This window comes from Paenibacillus sp. CR_12, from assembly GCF_041953985.1.
GTDB lineage: Bacteria > Bacillota > Bacilli > Paenibacillales > Paenibacillaceae > Paenibacillus_AQ > Paenibacillus_AQ lautus_A.
Map to the genome: position 1 here is coordinate 674,793 of NZ_JAVFHO010000001.1, position 22,041 is coordinate 696,833.

General features: G+C 52.5%; 15 protein-coding genes. 13 read left to right on the top strand and 2 right to left on the bottom strand.

The genetic code is table 11. The features are described 5' to 3' along the window. Window positions 1-128: 128 nt before the first annotated feature. The 4 genes from RB297_RS03055 to RB297_RS03070 all read left to right on the top strand — a co-directional run bounded on the left by RB297_RS03055 (window position 129) and on the right by RB297_RS03070 (window position 10,129). Window positions 129-3,902 carry an Ig-like domain-containing protein gene (locus RB297_RS03055; RefSeq protein WP_375119694.1) on the top strand — a complete coding sequence of 1,258 codons (3,774 nt, stop codon included), beginning with the start codon at window positions 129-131 and terminating at the stop codon, window positions 3,900-3,902. A gap of 120 nt (window positions 3,903-4,022) precedes the next feature. Further along, a complete protein-coding gene (locus RB297_RS03060; RefSeq protein ID WP_375119695.1) occupies window positions 4,023-4,709 on the top strand; it encodes a hypothetical protein in 687 nt (228 codons plus the stop codon). Then, complete coding sequence (locus RB297_RS03065; RefSeq protein WP_375119696.1) at window positions 4,702-8,922, top strand: glycoside hydrolase family 2 protein; 4,221 nt, start codon at window positions 4,702-4,704, stop codon at window positions 8,920-8,922. The genes RB297_RS03060 and RB297_RS03065 overlap by 8 nt, the downstream gene beginning before the upstream one ends. A 70-nt stretch (window positions 8,923-8,992) precedes the next feature. Further along, window positions 8,993-10,129 carry a glycoside hydrolase family 88 protein gene (locus tag RB297_RS03070; protein WP_375119697.1) on the top strand — a complete coding sequence of 379 codons (1,137 nt, stop codon included), beginning with the start codon at window positions 8,993-8,995 and terminating at the stop codon, window positions 10,127-10,129. 146 nt (window positions 10,130-10,275) lie between these two features. On the opposite strand, the gene RB297_RS03075 is transcribed toward RB297_RS03070, so the two are convergent. Next, window positions 10,276-11,505: a cytochrome P450 gene (locus tag RB297_RS03075; RefSeq protein ID WP_375119698.1), complete on the bottom strand. Its 1,230-nt coding sequence runs from the start codon at window positions 11,503-11,505 to the stop codon at window positions 10,276-10,278. A gap of 201 nt (window positions 11,506-11,706) precedes the next feature. On the opposite strand from RB297_RS03075, the gene RB297_RS03080 reads away from it, so the two are divergent. Further along, window positions 11,707-12,216 carry a helix-turn-helix transcriptional regulator gene (locus RB297_RS03080; RefSeq protein WP_375119699.1) on the top strand — a complete coding sequence of 170 codons (510 nt, stop codon included), beginning with the start codon at window positions 11,707-11,709 and terminating at the stop codon, window positions 12,214-12,216. A gap of 295 nt (window positions 12,217-12,511) precedes the next feature. On the opposite strand, the gene RB297_RS03085 is transcribed toward RB297_RS03080, so the two are convergent. After that, entirely contained in the window at window positions 12,512-13,012 is a 501-nt protein-coding gene (locus RB297_RS03085) for a pentapeptide repeat-containing protein (protein ID WP_375119700.1), read from the bottom strand. A gap of 216 nt (window positions 13,013-13,228) precedes the next feature. On the opposite strand from RB297_RS03085, the gene RB297_RS03090 reads away from it, so the two are divergent. From RB297_RS03090 to RB297_RS03125, 8 genes are all read left to right on the top strand, one after another. Then, entirely contained in the window at window positions 13,229-14,884 is a 1,656-nt protein-coding gene (locus RB297_RS03090) for a DUF6138 family protein (protein WP_375119701.1), read from the top strand. Between the two features lie 734 nt (window positions 14,885-15,618). Beyond that, window positions 15,619-15,906, top strand: coding sequence for a hypothetical protein (locus RB297_RS03095; RefSeq protein WP_375119702.1), 288 nt, complete (start codon window positions 15,619-15,621; stop codon window positions 15,904-15,906). Then, window positions 15,863-16,189 (top strand): hypothetical protein, encoded by a 327-nt coding sequence (locus tag RB297_RS03100; protein WP_096773541.1) that lies wholly within the window; start codon window positions 15,863-15,865, stop codon window positions 16,187-16,189. Before RB297_RS03095 ends, RB297_RS03100 begins: the two co-directional genes overlap by 44 nt. A gap of 129 nt (window positions 16,190-16,318) precedes the next feature. Further along, window positions 16,319-16,486: a DUF3502 domain-containing protein gene (locus tag RB297_RS03105; RefSeq protein WP_369682782.1), complete on the top strand. Its 168-nt coding sequence runs from the start codon at window positions 16,319-16,321 to the stop codon at window positions 16,484-16,486. 53 nt (window positions 16,487-16,539) lie between these two features. Then, window positions 16,540-17,910, top strand: a complete 1,371-nt coding sequence (locus RB297_RS03110; protein ID WP_375119703.1) for a BNR repeat-containing protein — start codon at window positions 16,540-16,542, stop codon at window positions 17,908-17,910. 433 nt (window positions 17,911-18,343) lie between these two features. Further along, window positions 18,344-18,982, top strand: a complete 639-nt coding sequence (locus tag RB297_RS03115; RefSeq protein ID WP_015735056.1) for a spore coat protein — start codon at window positions 18,344-18,346, stop codon at window positions 18,980-18,982. Window positions 18,983-19,158: 176 nt separating this feature from the next. Next, the gene (locus RB297_RS03120; protein WP_375119704.1) at window positions 19,159-20,781 is read left to right on the top strand and encodes a helix-turn-helix domain-containing protein; all 1,623 of its coding nucleotides are present in this window, start codon (window positions 19,159-19,161) and stop codon (window positions 20,779-20,781) included. A gap of 63 nt (window positions 20,782-20,844) precedes the next feature. Further along, window positions 20,845-21,804, top strand: a complete 960-nt coding sequence (locus RB297_RS03125; RefSeq protein WP_375119705.1) for an ABC transporter substrate-binding protein — start codon at window positions 20,845-20,847, stop codon at window positions 21,802-21,804. The last annotated feature ends 237 nt before the right edge of the window (window positions 21,805-22,041 follow it).

Genomic DNA, 22,041 nt, shown 5'->3' on the forward strand with positions numbered 1-22,041 from the left:
CCAGTAAGCTTATAGACGGATGGAGACGAAACGGGAGAAACCTGCTGCCCGGGTGGGCTTTGACGACACTGCGCGCACGGCGCAGACAGAGCTGACCGGATTCCACGTTGGAGGAAGGGGAGCGATTTATGAAGAAGCTTGTGCTTGCGGCACTGGCGGCAAGCCTGTTGTTTGCGCTGTATCCATTTCTGCCGGCCGCCGAGACGGCGTCGGCTTATGGAAATCCGCACGGGACGGCTTTTTACGTAGCCTTGGACGGAAATGACTCGAACAAAGGGACGATCAACAAACCGTTTCGAACGTTGGAAAAAGCGCGTGACGCCATTCGGGCGTTGAAAGCGAAGAAAGGGCTGCCTCGGGGCGGCGTCACGGTCTATCTTCGGGAAGGCCGGTACGAGCGCGCAGCCAGCTTTGAGCTGGGTTTGCAGGATTCGGGGGAAGCGGGCAAGCCGGTAACCTATACGGCCTATCCGGGCGAAACGGTTATCTTGTCCGGTTCTAAGCAGCTGGAGAAATCCGCATTCGTTCCGGTAGCCGATCCTGCCGTGCTGAACCGCATTATTAGCGAAGAAGCAAGAAACGAAGTGCTGGTCGCCGATCTGGCCGCCCTCGGCATTACCGATTACGGCGAGATGAGCCGGCACGGTTATTACTTGGCCAACGATTTGAGCAAGGTGCCGCCGATGGAGTTGTACGTGGGCGGGCAAGGGATGACGCTGGCACGCTGGCCGAACGAGGGAACCGTCCAAATGGACGAAATCCTCGATCCCGGACCGACGCGGAAAGATCCGAACGGGGAGGTCCATACAAGAGGCGGGACCTTTACGTATACGTATGACAGACCGCAATACTGGACACAGGCGGACGACATCTGGCTGGATGGCATTTTCGGCTACAGCTGGGAATGGTCCTACAACAAAATCGCTTCCATCGACACCGATGCCAGAAGCATCACGCTCCGGTACGGAGAAATGAGCGGCATTTTCAAAAATTGGTACCCGGATTTCCATTTCGCGCAAAACCTGCTGGAGGAGATCGACATGCCCGGCGAGTATTACATCGACCGCCAGGCCGGAAAGCTCTATTTTCTGCCGAACGCCGAATTCATGACCGCGAATCCTTCCATTGAAGTGACGATGCTCAAGACGCCGATGATCAATGCATTGGATGCATCCCATATCGATTTCTCGGAGCTGATCCTGGAGAACGGGCGCGATTCGGCGGTCGTCTTCATGGGCGGAAGCCATATGCGCGTCCTCCATAGCGAAATTCGCAACTTCACCAACAGCGGCGTGCTGGTCAACACCCAGAGCCGGTTTCATTATAACGACTTTACGGGGGTTCCCGGAACAGACCACAAGATCGAGTACACCCACATCCACCATATCGGGGGAACCGCCGTCACGCTCACCGGAGGCGACAAGACAACGCTCGCGCCGGGCAACAACGCCGTGGAAAACTCGCACATTCATGATTTTGCCTATTATCATAAGGCTTACAATCCGGGCGTCCTCTTGTCCGGAGTGGGCAACCGCATGTCGCACAACGAGCTGCATGATGCTCCTCATCCCGGTGTGCTGATCTTCGGCAATGATCATCTTGTAGAGTACAACGACATTTATGACGTTTGCAAAACCTTCTCGGATCTAGGCGCCATTTACATGAACGCGGGCGAAACGCCGCAGCAACGGGGCACCGTCATCCGCCGCAATTACTTTCATAACATCGGCGAAGCCAAGCCCGGCGTGGAAGGGGTATATCCAGATAACTTCACGATGGGATTGAAGATCGACGAGAACATCTTTTATAAAATGGGCAACTCGGCGATCAAAAACAACGGCGGCGCGCATATTCTGACCCGCAACAATATATTCGTGGACAGCAAGATTCCGTACGACTACGCGGATTTGTTTCTCGGCGACGAGCCTGACGATCAGGTTCCGCTGAATTACATGCCGAAGTGGGAGGCGCTGTTCGAGGCCAACAACGACTTCGTCGGGACGCCGTATCTGGCCAAATATCCGGAGCTGGCAAACTTTTTCACGGAAAACCGCTATTATCCGGACACGAACACGTTCCACGGCAACGTCGTATACAATCCGACAGTTCCGCGAAGCTCGACAACCAACGCGGAAGGTGCGTACGACAAATTCAATCTGGTCCAATATGCGGATAACTGGGTTACTAACGAGGATCCTGGTTTCGTCAATCTGGCAGGAGGCGATCTGTCGCTGCGTCCGGATGCGCAAGTATTCCAGGCCATCCCCGGCTTCCCGGATATTCCGTTTCACGAGATCGGCATTAACGGGAGAGCAGGTACCACGAGCAGTCCGGACAGCTATCCGGTGCAAAACGTGGTGGTCTATGACAACCAAATCACGGTAGATCGTTGGAAAACGGTGAAGCTGCGCACGGCGGTCCTCCCATGGAACGCGGATAATCCGAAGCTGGTCTTCACGTCGGCCGATCCCGGTGTCGCCACGGTCGATACTAACGGCATCGTCACGGGCCAGGCGGTGGGCCAAACGGTCGTCACCGTGGCGTCGGCGGAGAATCCGCAGCTGACGGCGGCGGTGGACGTCATAGTCGAAGCCGGAGACGGCGTCATGGATTTCACCAATTTCGAGTCGGGGGCGAACGGCTGGCCGCAGGATGCGAACCGCAGCATCGTCAAAGAAGGCGACAACCGCTGGTATAAGATACTGAACGGCGCTACCGCCCTCAGCGAGAAATCCTTCGCCGAATATGAGCTGAGCTTCAAGCTGAAGACACCCGAGTTGATCGGTGAAAACGCAACGCTGTACGTGTTCGATCGCCAGGCGGGCAGCGGCTCGACCCGCGTCGGTTACAAAACACGTCCGGACGGATCCTCCTCCTGGCTGCTGTATAATGCAGCCTGGACCGTGCTGCGCGAAGAGAAGCTCCCCGGCCACGACCTGCAGCCAAACACGGAATACGAGATCAAGGTGCTGGTCAAAGACGGCGATATCAGCGTATACGTGGACGGCCAATTCCGTCTCAAGGCAGTCGATCCGGGCCATAATGCGGCAGGCAAGGTCGGATTCTATGTCAACAACGTCAGCCACATGCTGTTTGACGACATCCGGTTCAAGGCGCTGAGCACGGAGCTGGCCGGCATCATACCGTCCGAGCGCGAAATACGGCTTGCCGCCGGCGAGCAGCATCAGATGCAGGTAACGTTCGATCCCGTGGATACCCCGGATACCGGCATTGCTTGGCAATCCGCCGATCCATCCGTGGCGGAGGTAAGCGATACGGGCGTCGTCCATGCCGTATATGAAGGACAGACCATCATTACCGCAGTGTCCGTCGTCAATCCGCTTATCAAGGCGGATATCGCGGTGACCGTTTCGGGCATCATGCACGAAACCGACTTCGAATCGGGCGGCAACGGCTGGCCGGTAGACCCGAACCGCAGCATCGCGGCGGATCTCGGCGGCAATCGCCGATACAAAATTTTGAACGGTGCCACGGGTCTGCTGGACCGCGTCTTTGAATCGTATGTACTCGAATTCAAGCTAAAGACCCCGTCGTCGATGCCGGAGGAAGGAACCTTTTATATTTTCGACCGTCAGGCGGGCAGCGGTTCGACCCGGATCGGCTATCGATCCCGGGCGGACGGAACCTCGTCCTGGATCCTCTACGATTCGGCATGGCAGAAGATCGCCGAGACCCCTTTGCCGACTCGCGACTTATTGCCGGACACGGAATATGCGGTCAAGGTCGTCGTGAAGAATGGGGACGTCGCGGTTTACGTGAACAACGAGCCAAGACTTGCCGCTACGGACCCGAATCATCAGCCTTCAGGCAAAGTGGGCTTCTATGTCAGCGGATTCGATTATATGCTGTTTGACGATATCCGCTTCTCGGTGGTGCCATAAGATATGCGGCGTGCCCTCCCGGTATCAGGGGGGGGCCGCCTTTTACTATCGCAAAAGAAAGCTTCAGCTTTTGAAATTGAGACATCCTGTAACATCAAAATTGACAGCAGGAGGTGCTGCATGCCATTTATGCAACGATGTTTATATAGGGCCGAGGAAATCGGGGGAAATATTCGTTCCCGGTTTCGCGGGGAACGGTTTATTCAAGCGGTTGAAGATGCGATGAAGCGGGAGGGTGTACCCCGATTAAGTTTGTTTGCGGATGGAAGCCGGTTGTTTCTTTATTATGAATGCCGAGGTGAGCAGGTCCTTCCGGAAATTCTGCTGCCGGAAGCCAATTCGTGGCTGGCCGTTTGGCCGGGAGGGGGATTAGAACGACGATGGGCGGCCATGACCGATATTTTTCATTACCAAGCCCCCGCTTCGGAGCAGCATTGGGAACGCAGGTATAAAGACAGCGTGACGTATGGAAGGATCGCCCGGCTGAAGCCCGAAGAGACGGCCAGCTACGTGTACTATCATTACCAGTACCAGGAAGAACGGCCTGGCGATGGTGACAAGTACGGGATCATCGGCCTGCATGAGAATATGCTCTTCTTCTACTCCGAGCTTCCCGCTACGCTTGAGCCAGCGCCCTACAAAGGGAAGCTGAATACTTCGCTCCGGCCGGATGATTGGGCGGCGGCGATGGACCCGCATTTTATCAAGTGGGAGGAGGCGCCGAGCGGACAGGAGATCTGGCGGGAGCTGGAGCTTGTACGGGAAGTGCGCATCTCCGACGAAAGGCAGGGTACAAAGCATGCGTAACCGATGGTGCCTGAACGGAGAGTGGGACTTCATGCCGCTGTACGATCAGCCGCAGCGCCGGCAGCTTCCGGATGAGATCGTCTACGAGCCGGAGCCCGTCCGAGTTCCTTCCAGCTGGAGACGGTCGTATGAGCAGCCAAACGGCAGAACGTTCGGCGAAATTCACGAGCACGGATATGCTCCGATGGATCTCTACAGCTATCCCAAGGCGTGGGACGCCGCAGAAGCGGGCGTTCTGCACCGCTGCTTCCGGATTCCCGAACACATGGCCGGTCAGCGGATCGTCCTGCGGCTGGACGGCATTATGCAAAAAGCCGTTCTATTTCTCGACGGGGCGGAAGTCGCGGTTTGGGAGGACGGCTACCTGCCGCTGCGGCTCGATATCACGTCGAGCGTAGCGCCGGGCCGTGAGCATCATCTCCATGTCCTATGCGGGAGCTTCGACAGAGTGAAGCTGCCGTCCGGCATGGAGAAAGTGACGGGATTGACAGGTTCATGGTTTGGCAATGTCGCCAGAGGGATATGGCAGGATGTCTATCTGGAAAGCTACCCGGTTCTTTCACTGGAGGATGTAACCATTTGCACGTCCGTGCGGAAGAAGTGCTTGGAGCTTGCGGTTATCGCCGGGACGGCCGAAACGGCTCCGGTTCTTGGGCCGATCCATGTGAGGCTGAGCGTGCGGGAACTTGGCGTATTGCGACAGGATGGAGAACTTTCGGAGGCAAGGGATGCCGATTCGTCAGGCAGCGGCACCCATCGATACGGGGTTCAAGAAGCGAAGCCGCAGCAAGCTCAGGGCCGTGGAATTGAAACGGAGAGGCACCTCGTGGATAGAAGGACAGGAGGGAGAGCGGAAGCCGAAGACAATCTGGCCGTTCCGGTCCTCCAGGCGGAGCAGCCCGCTGAACAGGTCGATCTCTCTGCTGCCGGGATGCTTCGGTTGTGCGAGAACGAACGCGGCGGAGCGGTTTATCGCGCCTCCTTCACCCTGGATTGGCAGGACGCCAAGCTGTGGAATCCTGACACGCCATTCCTTTATGTCGCGGTGCTTGAACTTGTAGCAGGTGAGCAGGTTCTCGACCGGCGCGAAGAGGTATTCGGTTTCCGCGAATTTTGGTGCGAAGGTCCTCAATTTATGCTGAACGGGATCCCGATCCATCTTCGCGGCGATTCGTGGCATTTTCAAGGCGGACTCCAGCAGACGGAGACGTATATCCGTAATTGGTACCGGATGTGCCGGTCTGTCGGAATCAACAGTATCCGCCTGCATGCCGAACCCTATCCGGAAGATTATGTGCGGATTGCCGACGAGGAGGGCATGCTGATTATCGACGAAACGGCCATATACGGATCGGGCAAATCCATGCTCGCCGACCATCCCGAATACTTGGCCCATTGTCGGTTGCATGTTCAGCGGTTCGTTCGGCGCGACAAGAATCATCCTTCGGTCATCATGTGGAGCTTGCAGAACGAAATGCGCTGGGTAGACGGCCGGGACGGCTACAGGTCGCAGATTCCCGGCTTCATGGAGGCAATGCGCGAACTGGATCCAACGCGGCCGATCGTCGCAGAAGGGGACAATCGGCTGCTGTCCAAAGCGCATACGGAAGTGGAGAGCCGTCATTACAATATCGACGGCACCATTGCTCAATGGGATCGTACCGTCCCTTTGACCTTCGGCGAACACGGCGGATGGTGGTACATATGCCCGCAGAACGCCAGCATGTACGCAGGGCTGCAGGCCTATCGCGGTACGGACGAAAGCACGGCCGGACTGGCGCACAAGGAACGCCTATTCGTGGAGTATGCGCGGCGGCAAGGCGTCTCGGGCATAGCCACGTTTAATTTCGCCCATTATTTTATGCGGTCGATGCCGGAGAACGACGTCGCAGCTCCGCCGTTGGAACCAGGCTTGCCCGGCGTAAGCCCCAAGACGATCCCGGCTTATTCGCTGACGATCAACAACGGTATGCTCCCGGATCATCCGATGTATCTTCCTAATCCGGCTTTCGCCATCATGGCGGAGGCGATGAAGCCGGTTACGATGTTCGCGGCCGAATACAACGGCTGCTTCTACGACGACGCGCCCATCTCGCGCAGCTTTGACGTCTTCAACGACACGCTGTCCGCACAAGACGTGCGTATTGAATGCGAGGTCATGCAAGGGGAGACGATCGTGCTGGATCGAATCTTCACGTTCCGTCAAGAGCCGGCCGAGTCCAAGGCCTTTGAAATCACATGGACTCCCATCCCCGTGGATACGGAAGGGACGGCGCTGCTGAAGGCCTCGCTGTTTCATGGCGAGCGTCTGATGTTTGAGCTGCGCAAGGAATACCGGCTTGTGCCGGGAAGCTTGCTCCATGATCCTGTCGAAGTCGGCCGCCCGGCGGCTTACTGGGGCTCTGAAGAAGATTATATCCGGATCCGCCGGCTTGTACCCGGCTGCCAACGGGCGAACCGCGACGCGATCGCCTTGCTGTCGTCCGATGATTTGCTGATTATTGGCAGCAATGCGGAGGATTCGGACGGCAGGCTGGAAGCGGAGCTTAAAGCCTTCGTTGCGAGGGGCGGACGCCTGCTTCTGCTGGAGCAGACCGGCCTGTCGCTCGGTCGGCTTACGCTGTCGCGCAGGCCTTTTCTGCGCGCCCATGCCGGGGATTACCGTCATCCGGTGCTGAAGGGCTTGAGCGACAAGGACCTGATGTTCTGGCACGAGGAGCTGCGCGAAGAAGGGCCGTTGCCGATCATACGCGCCGCGTTCGAAAAGCCGGTCCATGGCGATTTCACCTTGCTGCTGGAGTGCAGCGCCGGCGATTTCGGCGACGGGGGGGATCTTTGGTCGCCGCTGCTGGAATATCGGAGCGGAAAGGGCATGTTTCTGGCCAATCAGCTGGAGATCATGGCCAATCTAGACCGAGTACCGCAAGCTTGTCTGCTGCTGCGCAACCTGCTGGCTTATGCAGGGCGGGCCGAGGAAGCTGTCGTCCCCGCCGCCATGCGGACGGCAGGAGCGCTGGTAAGCCCTGGCGGGACAGCGGCAGCGTTCCTCGACCGACTTCGGCTGCGTTATAAGGTGCTGGATGCCGCAGCGGTGATAGGTGAAGCTGCGGAGCGCGAATTCCCCGAGCAATCCTTCGGCCTGCTCGTGGCCGAAGCCCGCCTGCTTGGGTCGCCTGGCGCTGCCGAGGCCGTCAAGCGCTATGCCGAAGCCGGCGGGCACGTGCTTGTCCTGCCGGCGGACAGCAGTCAGCAGGACACGCTTGCCCGCTTGTTGGGCCGGCCGGTACGCGTGGAGCCGCACGAGGCCTACCATCTAGCGGCAGATTACTCCCACGACGCCGTGCGCGGCTTTAGCCCGGTTGATTTGTTCGGCTTCGATAAAGTGTTCCTTTCGCCGCGCGATGTCGTGAACCGGCCGCTGGCCAGCGATCAGCTGGAAGTGCCGGGCATGGCGGATGTGTGCGTAAGCATCGAGGGAACTGCCTGGAAGGATTATTTCGTGGATGGTTACACATCCGAATACAGCCGTCTTGCGCTGGTTGAAATCAACCGCAGGAACGCTCGCCGACCCGGTGCTTTTCTCGTTGGAGAGAGGATAGGGGCAGGTTCCATTCTCTGTTCGCAGCTTCTGACTGATCTTGACAGTGACAAAGCGCAGCGATTGTACACTCGTCTGCTCGCCAATCTGGGCGCTGCCTTCGATGACCGCTTACTGGTAAGCGAGAAGGATGACGGCGCATGGGCCGTGGAAGCGGTTATGGCGCTGCCTTGCCCGCCTTACGTCGATTACGAAGCCATGAAGACGTATTATACCGATCCCGAATATTCGCTCAATAATTTGGGAGAAGGCTTATACGGCTGGATGCAGAAAAAAGAGCGGAGGTCCGAGGACGGAAAGATGCGGATCGCCCATGCCACGAACGAGCCATGGTTCTTGAGCTGTTTCGTACAGGTCCCTGAAGGCGCCGAGTCGTACCGCAAGGGATGCATGAGAATTCGATCGGAAACACCGTACGACATTTATTTGAACGGCGAGTTTGTGCCGGAGCCAGAACTTGAGCTTGTCCTGAAGAGCGGCCTTAACCGGCTGATCGCGATTCTCCATGGAAACGGCGGGAATATGGACTTCGGCATGGTCTTTCTGCACGCGGATGGATTGTACATGAAAGATCTGGAATACCGAATGACCCTGGACGAAGTCGAGCCGAAATAGCGGTGAGAATGGAGAGGGCGAGCTCTGCTTGGATGGCGCCGCACCTAATGAATAACTTACGGAGGGCAAGATGGACTGGAATGCTATCATTGAACAAACCTTGCACACGACCAAAGCGAATATCGCACGGTTTGAAGATCGGTTTCCGCATGTCGGAAACGGAAACGGCAAATACCAACGGGTGGATCATACGGATTGGACGGAAGGATTTTGGCCGGGAATCCTGTGGCTGAGCTGCGAGTACGGTCAGGATTCCTATATCCGTGAAGCCGCAGTCCGATGCACGCATTCATTTCAAGCAAGATTAGCGGAGCATAAAGATCTGGATCATCACGATATCGGTTTCTTGTATTCTTTATCCGCCCTGGCGCAATGGATGGTTGAACGGGACGAAGCGGCCAAGATCACGGCTCTTCAGGCGGCTGATGCGCTCATGAGAAGATGGAGGCCCACGCTTCAGCTTATCCAGGCGTGGGGCCCTGAACATGACCCCAAAAACGGCGGCCGGATCATCATCGACTGCTTGATGAACTTGCCTTTGTTGTGCTGGGCAACCGAACAGACCGGGAGATCGGCATATGCCGAAGCCGCCCGCATTCATGCTGACAAAAGCCTGAAGTTCCTGGTTCGCGGCGATGCCTCATCCTATCATACCTTTTATTTTGATCCCGAATCGGGGGAAGCCGTGCGCGGAGGTACCCATCAAGGATTTCAGGATGGTTCGACGTGGTCGCGGGGGCAGGCATGGGGCATATATGGATTCGCGCTGGCCTACCGTTATTTCGAAGAACCGCAATATTTGGACACGGCGATTCGAATGGCGCGTTATTTCATCGACCGCCTTCCGGATGATCATGTCGCCTACTGGGATTTCGACGTTCCGCCAACGGCACTTACGCCTAAAGACAGCTCTGCTTCTGCGATTGCCGCTTGCGGGATGCTGGAAATCGCCGACCAGCTGTCAAGCGATGATCCCCGCAGGGAACTTCTCCTTGATGCCGTTCGGCGTTCCATGGATTCCATGGTACAGGGATATTTTACGAAGGGTAATCCGGACGAAGAAGGCTTTTTGCGGCATGGTTCGTATTTTGTCAGAGGGGGAATTGCGCCGGACGATTTTGTCATCTGGGGCGATTATTTCTTCCTGGAAGCGCTCATGCGTTTAAACAACGGGCGGCCCGGTTACTGGTATGAACCCAAGAGGTAAAAAAACAATAGAATGATTTCCTACTAAGCGAGAGACCCTGTCATTTCAGAAGCAGGCAGGGTCTCCCGATATTATAAGCCCTTGCTGTGGAGGGCTTTTTTTTGATGTACCATTTGATGTACCAAATAAAATGAGACAGGTCGGCCTTATCGATGAACACGGATAGGAAGCTGAGTCAACATTTGTCCTGCCGCAGAAGGACTCAGGTTATCTTCCAGTTTAAATTCAGGAACGGGTTCAATGCGCGGGAAGAAATCCATGAACCTGCTTATCGCAATATTTGCTTCCAGCCGTGCCAGCGGAGCACCCAGGCAGAAGTGAGCGCCATTCCCAAAGGTTAAATGTTTTTTGTTATTGGTACGGTGGATGTTCAAGGTGAAGGGATCCTCAAATACCTTTTCATCCATATTGGCAGCACTCATCCATGCGACGACGAGATCCCCTTGTTTCATATCTACGCCGAGTACATGATTGTCCTGTTTGACGGTTCGATCCATTTTTGCAATGTTAAACCGATAGCGGAGCATTTCCTCGATGGCATTGGGAAGGAGCTCGCGGTTAACCTGGATTTCCCCGTAAATTTGGTTGTTGTCATATAAGAACGAATAGAACGTATTAGCTAGCAGATGAGTCGTCGTTTCAATGCCTGCACCCAGGATGAACATCGTCGTTCGGACGATCTCATCGTCCGATAACCGATCCCCGTCCACCTCGGCTTGAATGAGATCGGAGATGATATCGTCCGCGAGATTGGCTCTTTTTTGGACGATATGAGGATAGAGATAGTTGTAATATTCCTTGGCAGCATGACGTTTCAGTTCTTGTACATCTTCCGAATGGTTTTTGGGCAGGGGAAGGAACAGATGGTTTACCCACTCCTTGAATAATAACCGGTCTTCGGAAGGGACTCCGAGCAGATCCGCTATGACGATGGTTGGCAGCGCACTGGCATAACTTTGGACGATGTCAATGACATGGGCGTCTCCCATTTCCTGCAGAAGCTGGTCTGCAATCTCTTGAATGCGCGGCTCCCAGAGCTTCAAGCTGCGAGGGGTGAAAGCCGCCGATATCAAGGCACGGCTTTTTTGGTGTTCCGGGGGGTCTGATTGCAGGTTGATCTTGCTCATTTTCTGGCCTTCGTCATTATCGGCGCCAACGCTGATCATCGTCCGCGTTCTAACACTAGAGAAATATTCATGATCCTTGAGAACCCTCTTGACGTCATCGTACCGGAAGACGTTCCAGGTTTGGGTCGCCTGATTATAAACGATGGGCTCATGCTGCAATTTGTGTTTGTACCATTCATAAGGATTGAATTCTTCGATCGGTGAACGGAATTGCGTGATTTCCTCTAAGGAGATGATCTCATGATTCATTACATTCCCTCCAATGCTAGTGTAATATAACATATGTTAATTTAACATATTATTTTAATTGGTCATAGTTTCCAATGACCCATGTCCAAAGTTCTGTTTATATTCTTCCTTGTCGGATTTTGATTGAACATATACGCTAGAGATGTGCTGTTAAATATGCAGCGGTATTGTCAAATCCGTCGACGAAAGGCCTGAACGATCATGTATCTTGAACTTCTCATTCTGATCCAAATCGATAAATCCCCGAAACATGGGTACGAAATAAAAAAAGAAATCCAAAAGGATCTCGGTTATTTGATGGACGTCAATCACAACATGTTATACCCGACATTGCGAAAATTTACGGATGAGGGATTTGTTCGTAAGCATCGAAATGAGCAGGAAGGCAGACCGAATCAGTATGTATATGAAATTACAGAAGCAGGGAGGGAACAAATCGCAAACCTCATTAACGAATTCACCGAAAAAGATGCAAAACATCAAATCGAATTCATGGTTAGAGTGTCCCTGTTCGATCGTATTTCGAAGGAGGACCGGAATCGGATTTTACATAGGCGAAAGAAGGACTTGGAAGCGCTGCTGTCAGATATCGAGAGAAGACTAAATGAAGAAGGGGACGAGTTATTCCGGGACGAGGTTCTACGGTATTCGGTCTCCCAGGTTCAAGGCGAATTGGCGTGGATCGATAGGCTGGTCAGCAGCTTAACCTGATGGGTAAATACGGCTTCGACCAGAGCTTTATTCATCGCAGCATTCAGCGCGACGATGTTTTAACGCGAGCAAAAGAGCCGCGAAATCGCGGCTTTTTACCCGTGGATCTTGAGGGACTGGGTAGTGGATGGGGTGTTGGGCTCGCAGGGTCGAAAATTAAGCAAAGGGTTTTCCGTTGATCTTGACATGCTCCATAATTGTATTATCCCAAACCGGTAGAGCTTCCGCTTCACTTACAAACCGGCTTCCGGATAAGGAGCCGTTATCAAAGATTGCTTCATTGAAACTGCATTCTTCAAAGAGGCAGTACATCAGATGTGCGCCGCGAAAAATTAACATTGGAGAAGTTGCATCGAACGAAGGCCGCGTCGCGTGCGATGGCGTGACTTAAATTGGCTCCGGTAAAATCGCAATCCTCAAACCTTTCTCCAATCCGGGCTTTTTTTAAAATTGTTTTTCGAAACGAACAATGGTTGAAATGACGCGTCACAAACGAACCGCCAAGTTTCATTCCATCAAAGCGGCAATGCGTAAACCTGGATGAGTTCAGACCCGTTCCGTCCATAAACTTGGCAAAAGATAAATCAACATGCTGAACATCCAGGTACTGGATAATCTCGCTCAAAGTGACACCTCGGAAATCCTCATGCCCTGCATCTGTCAATCCAAAGGGAGAGGAAGGGAATCTCCGTGCTTTTTTATGCATATTATGTTTGCCTGTAACCGCAGCCACAGCCTGATTCACTTCGGTGGTTTGCTCCGTATCCCATCTTGCGCTCCATTGTTTTGCGCTCAATGAACAACCTCCTATTTCCAGAATCGAATGTAAGCTCTTAGAAATGATCTTTAAATGTGTCGGTTTTATAGTATCATAGATGAAGCAATAGATTCCAAGATTTGTATGGGGTCAAATCCATGAAGGGGCCGCTAATGGAGGTTTAAGTCATGATCATGGAGATTGTAAGGGTAGATAAGGAACAATACGAAATGATATAAAGGAGCATAGTGGAACATGGATCAGACACTGGAAACACTTTTGAACGAAATGAAACAGGAGATCGACAAATGGATGGCCCATATCAGCGATAAAAACGCGGAGGACATCGTAAAGCGTACTTCGCTGCAGATCGGGATCCACGACTATGCGCTGCTCGAATATGACAAGGGTAGGGTGAGCATGGCGGAACATGACCTGGACTTATCGATGCCGATAGACAGGAAGACAACTGGTGAGCCGTTGGCCGAAAAACATGTGCGAGAGCACATCATTCCTGAGCTATCCACTTATATGCAGCATAAATTGGACGAGATGCCGAGCTCGTTAATCGATTATCAGTTTACGTTTAACGGCAAGTTTCGAGTGCGTGAAGGCGACCTGAACCTTTCCATTCTTACATATGCAGATGAGGCAAAGAAGAAGCAATTACGGGAACGAATCGCAACCTATATTGCCAATAAGCTAGAAGCGGGAACCTATCCGACGAAACCGTTGGAGACGTTTTTCCTGTCCAGGCACATCCTGGACGAGGGGCTGTATCCTGACGCGGATCCCGCATGGATCATTGCCGTTTTTGAGCGGGTTCAGCAGTTGAACAAAGCGAACCAACATCTCGCAGAGCATCGATCTAATCTGATTACGGCTTTACGGGATTGGGCGGAGCAGCGTTGGCTGCCGCGTTATTTCGATAATATCGGGACGCAATGGCAGCGAGAATACAAGAAAAAAATCGACATTCATTTGGAAAATACCGAGCAGGGTCCAATCGATCTGCTGATCTACGCCGCCATCCTGATTCTGAAATACGAGCCCTCTTATAGCAGAAGCACAGGATTGGCTATGTTGAATTGCGCTAAGGAACTGGGGAGCGAACGGGCCAAACGATTGACTAAGGAAGGAAGCGGGACCTTCGCCAAGGAAGACGTCTGTTTGCGTGACGAAATGATTGACTGCACGGCCAACGATGTGTTTGCCGAGGTCTCCATAGCCATTAAGCAGGAAACGGGGGAGAGTTACGCTCGCGCGCTCCGGTTTCTGACACGCCTCTTCAGCTTGGGATTCCCGAAAAGCTGCCAAATCAAACTGAAATCTTCGCTCAAGCAGTGGCTGCCGATCAAAGGATTGGCTAAGTCGGGAACGCATCGGTTCTTCGCCAACGCCTTGGAATACCCGGATTTGTATCCCTTCATGGAGGAGTATGCCAAAGCAGCGATGGAGCCGTTTGAATGGTATGCGGATACGGAAGGGGAAAAAAACTGCATGCCGGGAAGTTATGCCGTCTTTGGCCTCGGATTGAAGGATCAAACGTATTTCCCGTTGGTGGAGGAATACATGGGCAAAGTCAATGACGAACACCAATCCGTTCAAAACCATTTCACGGTAGCTTTTAAAGAGCGGCATGGTGTTCATACGGAAACCATTCCAACCTTGATAAAATGCATGCTGCACTGCACCGATTCGATGAAACTGAAGATACAATCGGACATGGAACACGATCGAAACGTCAGGCTAGTGCTCGATCAAGTTCGCGGCCTCCCGTATTACCAGGTGGAGCATATCGTATATTTGATCTGGGGCGGTACGGACAAGCTGAAGAAGATAGCCGCCAAAGCCGAAGGGGAGAGGGCGCAGTGGCTCACCGAGCTGGCGGAGGCCGCCTGTCGGAAGTAATCGTGTTCACTAAGGCCAACCTTAAATGAGTCAATGATGAGCTGCTGAAAGGCAGCTCTTTTTGTCCTTATCTAACCGTTCAAGGAAAAAATGATGCGAAAATGATGGATTCGAAGCCGTTAATATAGTAGCTAAAGGTAGACGCATTGATATAAAATACGGACAAGAAGACAGGAAATATGAAGGCCGCTCGATAAATTGAAAGCGTTGTCTTTAAGATTCCTGTGGAACCTATGAATGCAGGGGAGGGGCCTTGGAATCCGCACGTTATGGGCATTGCGAATAGAAGAGGCTGAGCTTCGAGCTGGAGTTGCTTTATATTGAGACCATGAGGACAGAGGATTCGCTATTTTGCCGAAATGGGCTCATTATGGTGACCTTGCGGACCCAGGATCCGTTATTGCACCATAATCGCAAATGATTCCACGCTAAATCCTGCAATAGCGGATCTCTTGTCCGCATATGGCTGTGAAAACAGGTAAATCAAAGAAATAGCGGAACCAGGGTCCTCTATTATCGCAAATCCATGAAGTTAAACGAAGCTGGATCGATTTCCGTGGTCCTAATGAGGGAAATGGTCATACGACGCAAATCCCTGGTGTTATTTTGGTAATATCGGAAGAATATTGAGATCACGAGGACAGAGGATACGCTATTTAACCGAAATGAGCTTATTATGGTGACCTTGCGGACACATGCTCCGTTATTGCACCATAATTGCAAATGACTCCACGATGAATCCTCGCGAGGAAGGGACCCCAGGCATCATTCGCGGTCCAAACGGGCAGCCCGTCGTACAATTGAAGGGCATCACGATGGGCGCGAGCCAGCGAGCGAATGGATCGTTTCTATCAAGCCGCGAGATTCTGGCTGCCCAAGGAAACGCCTCCGGCGAAACGCTGGAATGGATGAAAACGGATAAGAAGACGCTGGAATTCAACAACCATTTCGACGCAGTCAGCAGCAGGCTGCATCGGAGTGCTCAAGGAGTTGTTTCCCGGGTTCGAGTACGGATGGTTTGATTATTATCTCGACCATGTGCCGAACTACATGCCTTATATGACGACGGACAACATTACGATGATTTCGGTCGGCGCGCACTCCAAACATAAGGAAATTGCGCTTAAGCTGATCGAGAAGGCCCACACGGATCGTACATACCACAATCTCCTGCTGTATGGCGTGGAAGGGGAGAACTACAATCTGGAGGGGGATTACATCAGCTATGCGGGCATCAAGTCGGAGAACAATAAGCCGGGCTGGACGGGATTGTATGAAGGCAGCATGAGCCAATTGGAAAAATAACCGGGAGAATGGCAGGCCATCGTTGAGCATTAGCATTCGGAAGGCGCGAAACGGGCCGTAGAGAACGGAGAGAGCCCGCTGGCGGGATTCCGCTTCGATACGGTACCGATAACGGCGGAGCTCGCAGCCATGGAGGCAGTCAGATCGCATTACATCGTACCGCTGTCCGTCGGCATGTCCGAAGGTATCGATGCTGATCTTGCATTTGCGAGGCAGCAGATGAGCGAAGCAGGATTCCCGAGCTTCATGGAGGAGCTGCAGAATCAGCTGGATGCATTCGCTGCCATGAAACGATAGAGGATAATCATGAAGCAATCAAGTGATCCGACAAGGAAGCGAGGAGGTCTCAAATGACAAATTCCAATATAAACCTTTATGCTGAACCTGAACGCATCGAACGCATCCCTACCACCCTTACCGGTGATGGTGCCTGGTGCTGGTTTGCCGATCCGAGGGCGCTGCGACATGTCAATGCCGCAACGGGCAGCGACAAGACATACATCGGGTACATCGATGTTGAGGGCAGCATCCAGGCGGTTCAATATGATCATGTGACCCAAGAACGCAAGCAAGTGCGGGTGCGGGCGGGTTTCCAGCAGGATGACCATAACAATCCGACGTTTTTGGCACTGCCCGACGGCCGGTTGATGATTTTTTATGCCGAGCACTCGACAACCCCCTATTTTTATTATCGCGTCACAGCCCGTCTTGACGATCTAGAAACCTTAGGGCCTGAAAAAATCATCGCTACCACGGGATATGGGAACACCACCTATCCTTCTCCCTTCGTGATGACGGATCAGCCCGGTTATTTCTATCTGTTGTGGCGGGGCATGAATTGGCACCCGACCGTCGCTAGGTACACGCTGCCGGATCCGGATGGCGACGTCACTTGCGACATGGAACCGAAACAGATCGTGGATTCCAGGTGTTCTGAACAAGAAACCGGAAAAAGGCCGTATGCCAAGTACGAAACGAACGGCAAAGACAAAATTATGATGACGTATACCTATACGCATCCGGACAATATGATTCCGAATTCATTGTACTATTCGTATTTGGACGTGAATACCCTGACGCTGCATGGCGCTGATGGACATCAGCTCGCAGATCTGCACCGCGGGCCGCTGAAGCTGGATAACAAAGAAACCGATCCGGCCTACTTGGTCGATCGCCAGCCGGGCATACGCAACTGGAACTGGGATATAGCCGTCGATAAAGAGGGATACCCGGTGATCTTGTTTGTTAGGATCAGTAGGGATAAGGATCGCCACCATTATTGTTACGCTAAGTGGTCCGGCTCCGATTGGCGGATTACACCGTTGGCGGATGGCGGACGATGGTTCCACCAAAATGATCAAAGAGAATTATGCTATTCCGGGGGTATGACGCTGGATCATAACAACCCTTCCATCGTGTACATGTCAATCCCTGTAAAGGGTACATACGGTGAGGTTTTCGAAATTCATCAATGCGTCATTGCGCATGACGGGACGATCACCGAAATAAATCAAGTCACCGAAAACTCGACTTATAACAACGTTCGACCTTTCGTTGTCCGCCATGCAGCTCTGGGCGAAGCGTATGATTTGATATGGATGCACGGGGATTACTACTATTGGGATCATTCGCAAGGGCGGTTGGGTTATACGACGGGACTGCGAACCTTGTGTGAAATCGTAGCGATTGAAGACGAAGGGAAGACCGATCCTTCGGCATAAGTCATATATCGGCAACGCCGAAAAGCATCTTGGGAGTCGACCGTTTCCAGATAGGGAGAAACGGTCGATTTTTTATTTGAGGTAAGGAATGTTTATTAAATAAACTGCTTCCCGATGAAGGCAGCATGGATAATGGCTAAATAAAAGTAGTCCCCAACCCGAGAACTGTAATCGTATCTGAGAATATGCTTTGGGTCCGGCGACATATGGCTAGGCGTGAAGATTGTCGTGACCTATGTAACCCCGGTTTTCCAGGTTGCCCTGCCGTTCATGCTGCTGTTGACGATATGGATCAGAAATAAGTCGACTGCCTGAATACTTTTGATTCATGTAATGAACAATAAACCTGGACTGCAAATGCAATCCGTTCGCAGCGCCACCACCGTGGATTTATAGCTGCATAAAAATCGAAAAACCCATAGGAGGTACATGAATGCAATTCGAACAACAGCAAAATCATCAGAACATGGAAACCGGCATGATTCCACCGCAATTGAACCATGGCGGTCATGAAATGTTCGATGTACACGAGGTACTGGCAGGGGCCATTAATACGATGAACACGTATACCATGCTGAGCGGACATGTGCAGGATCCGGAGCTTCGGGATATCTTGCAGCGCCAAAAGCAATTTATGGCGGATGAATATAATATCACCTTAGAATGCTTCAAAACAGGACAAGATCCATCCAAGTCGACGCAAAGCTATAAAATGAAGCAAGGGAACGACTTTATCTACGGCATGAAACCGGGACAACCGAAAAAACCGATGCAGTCCACTGCCGAGATCAATGATGAAACCATCGCGCTCAGCATGCTGAACGCCGTGAAATCCGGCGCTACCATGAAAACGAATGCAGCGATGGAATCCACGAATCCGGTTGTGCGCCGCGTCCTAGCGGATTCCCTTCCCAACTGCATCGAAATGGCGTATGAAATTTCGCTGTATCAAAACAAGCACGGCTACTATCAAGTGCCGCAGCTGCCTCAGCAAGATATGCAGTATATGCAGAACAGCTACGCCACGGCTCCGATCCAGTCGCAAATGCCAGGCAAAATGGCCCCTCACTAAATCCATAAAAGCGCCAAGTCCACAAGGAAATGGCGCTTTTATTTTTTCTGATTTCATCAGATCACATCAGTTATAAGAGAGAATTCAGCTAGAGCTGAACACACTGTTTTATTGAGAATGATTATCAACGAGATTATAATAGGTTAAAACAGGAGTTCGTCAGAAGGAGCGCCAGCATGGAAGAAACGCAATATTCGCTGTTGGGAGTACGGTACATAAAGCAAGGTCACGCCGAAGAGCCAGTCGGGGGTTTCATGGAGACGCATACCCTATACATGATCCATAAAGGCTCCGGCGACTTATATTTGAACGGAGGAAAACACCGACTGAAGGCGAAGGCTGTCTGTTATTGTCCGCCGGGTTCGATCGTCGACATTCAACGGACGCCGCCTTCGCCGGTGCCGCTGGAGGTTTACGAATTGCGTTATGAAGTATGGGATCTCAAGGAGAGCACCGCGTGCAACAGGGTATACATCAAGAATTTGTCTGCACTGATGGACACCGGCAAGCTTCCCTTCGCCGCAACGCACGAAGCTCTTGTCCTGATTCAAGAACTAAGCCAACGAATGCAAGATCAAGCAGGAGGCGGAGGACTTGCAGCTCGTCTTTGCATCGACGCGGTATTCAAACAGTTGTTGAGCGCGCTGCTGCGATCAACGAACGATAAGAATCGGGAAGAGGATTGGCTTGAGCGTATGAGACTTGCAGTTGAATATATGGAGAAGCATTATCACATAGCCTTAACGCGTAACGACATGGCAAAGAGGGCTGGATTTACGCCGGAGCACTTTTCCGTATCGTTCAAAAAAGCAACGGGCTCCGGTTTCACGGAGTATTTAACCCGGCTGCGACTCGAGAAAGCCAGAGAGGCATTGCTTGACGGCGACGATCGCAATCTCGACCGCATTGCACGGGAGGTCGGATACCAAGACGGCATGTATTTAAGCCGGAAATTCAAGCAGCATTTCGGCCACTCTCCACGCGATTATATGCAGCGGCCGAAGCGTATTGTGGCGCTGCAATATCTGGGCCACCTGCTGGCGCTCGGACTTACGCCCGTGGGAACGTCATCGAATCTGCTGCGCGCCCGCCCCTACAGGGGAATGCTTAAGCATGTAGCGGATATCGGAGATGCCAAATCGCACCATGCGATTGCCTCCGTGCAGCCTGATCTGATCGTCACGTCCGGACCCAACAGCGAGCCTTTGTCCCGGCTTGCTCCAACGATCTACCTTCCATGGGGGCAGGAAGACTCCTTAGACGAGCTGCTCCGGTTGGGCAGAGCGCTGAATCGCGAGCGGGAGGCGGAGAACTGGATTACTGCGTTTCGGGCGAAAGAGGAAGCTGCAGCCTCGATAGTCGCCAACAGAATCAGTACTCATAACGCGACGGCAGTTGTACTGGAGTTTTGGCAGGACCGGTTATGGGCGGTCAATGTCGCCTATGGCAGAGGCCTTCGCAATTTATACCGGACCTTTTCCTTTCGGCCGCCGGAGCCGCTGACTGATTACGTCCTGGGAGAAGGAATCGGCTTGGTATTAACGCCGGATATGCTTGCCGCACATGCGGCGGATTATATATTCGTAACCGTGTGGGAAGCGGGAGGAGGTGCAGCATATGCAAAACGGGTTATGAACACCAAGGAATGGAGGAGCCTGCCCGCCGTTCGCAACGGCAAAGTGTTCTTACTCGATCTGGAGCTGTTTAAGCATAATGACCCGTTAGCGTTAGAGCAGCAATTAAGCATCCAAACCGAACTTCTTACAAATGTCCATAGAACCGCAAACGGAGCGCAATAGACGAGCCTTCTCCCTATCAATATAATAATGATAATCATTATCAATAGGTGGAGGGTTTAATGGATGCAGTGGCTTAAAGGATGGAAACTGGCTCTGATCGGAAGTTTGGTCATCGTATTGGGAGCATGCGGGGATTCTGGACAGCAAAGCGAGAAGGTGGTGAACCAAGCGGGACAACAAACAGAAGCAACACGAATATTCGAAACGGTTATGGGAGAGATCGAGATTCCGAAGGAACCGAAGCGAATCGTTGCGACGCAATACCTGGGCCATTTGTTGACCTTGGGCGTTAAGCCGGTCGGGGCAGGTACGGCCAGCTTGAATCAATATTTTTTGCAGGACTTGACGGACGGAATCGAGGATATCGGCGATGATCAAGCGGCGCTTGAGAAAATCGTGTCCCTTGATCCCGACCTTATTATTCGGCCTTCGGATAAGAATTATGAACAATTCGCCAAAATCGCGCCGACGATTGTCATTCCTTGGGGAGCCAAAGATTTGTATGCTGAGCTGCGGGAATTCGGCGACTTTCTCGGGAAATCGGAGGAAGCCGAGGAGGCGATCCGGCATTACGAGGAGAAGCTCGCTGAGGCCAGGATCAAACTGAACGGCGTAGTCAAGGAAGGAGAAACCGTTGGCGTTTACGAGATTTGGGCGAAAAACTTCTGGGTTGTGGGAGAAAGCTTTGGCCGCGGAACCCGTAATCTCTATTCCGGTCTCGGCTATCAGCCGCCTGAAGCCGTGAAAGGGCAGGTCGTAAACGGAGGCGCCGGTTTGGACATTTCGCTGGAATCGCTGCCGGACATGGCCGCGGATTACATGTTCGTGACCGTCTACGATGCGGACGGGGGCGGGGAACGAGCCAACGAGATATTGGAGAGCGCGCTTTGGAAATCCCTTCCGGCTTACAAAAACAACCGCATCTTCACGCTGGATATCAACCAGTTCTCCGCAGGCGACCTGATCTCGCTTGAAAAGCAATTGGAGATTCAGACGAATCTGCTGCTCGGCAACGTGAAATAGCCGCAACACGGGAAAACCATGTCGAAACCCGCTTAAAGTCGCGATCCTCGCGGCTTTTTTTGTTATGACGTTAGCCGGATTATCAGTTGTCGGATATTGTGGAGGATCTTCTCACTTTGTTAACAACTTGAAATCGTTTATAATGATTAGATAATAGTAGATATTTTAATCTATCAATATTTATAATAGACTATAATATGGTGATTATTGACACAGAAAAGGTGTGTTTTCAGAAGA

Coding starts and splice junctions, on each gene's coding strand:
- RB297_RS03105 (WP_369682782.1), top strand. CDS start 16,319: ATGGAGGCAGTCAGATCGCATTACATCGTACCGCTGTCCGTCGGCATG.
- RB297_RS03070 (WP_375119697.1), top strand. CDS start 8,993: ATGGACTGGAATGCTATCATTGAACAAACCTTGCACACGACCAAAGCG.
- RB297_RS03095 (WP_375119702.1), top strand. CDS start 15,619: ATGAATCCTCGCGAGGAAGGGACCCCAGGCATCATTCGCGGTCCAAAC.
- RB297_RS03125 (WP_375119705.1), top strand. CDS start 20,845: ATGCAGTGGCTTAAAGGATGGAAACTGGCTCTGATCGGAAGTTTGGTC.
- RB297_RS03090 (WP_375119701.1), top strand. CDS start 13,229: ATGGATCAGACACTGGAAACACTTTTGAACGAAATGAAACAGGAGATC.
- RB297_RS03115 (WP_015735056.1), top strand. CDS start 18,344: ATGCAATTCGAACAACAGCAAAATCATCAGAACATGGAAACCGGCATG.
- RB297_RS03075 (WP_375119698.1), bottom strand. CDS start 11,505: ATGAATCATGAGATCATCTCCTTAGAGGAAATCACGCAATTCCGTTCA.
- RB297_RS03120 (WP_375119704.1), top strand. CDS start 19,159: ATGGAAGAAACGCAATATTCGCTGTTGGGAGTACGGTACATAAAGCAA.
- RB297_RS03080 (WP_375119699.1), top strand. CDS start 11,707: ATGTATCTTGAACTTCTCATTCTGATCCAAATCGATAAATCCCCGAAA.
- RB297_RS03110 (WP_375119703.1), top strand. CDS start 16,540: ATGACAAATTCCAATATAAACCTTTATGCTGAACCTGAACGCATCGAA.
- RB297_RS03060 (WP_375119695.1), top strand. CDS start 4,023: ATGCCATTTATGCAACGATGTTTATATAGGGCCGAGGAAATCGGGGGA.
- RB297_RS03065 (WP_375119696.1), top strand. CDS start 4,702: ATGCGTAACCGATGGTGCCTGAACGGAGAGTGGGACTTCATGCCGCTG.
- RB297_RS03055 (WP_375119694.1), top strand. CDS start 129: ATGAAGAAGCTTGTGCTTGCGGCACTGGCGGCAAGCCTGTTGTTTGCG.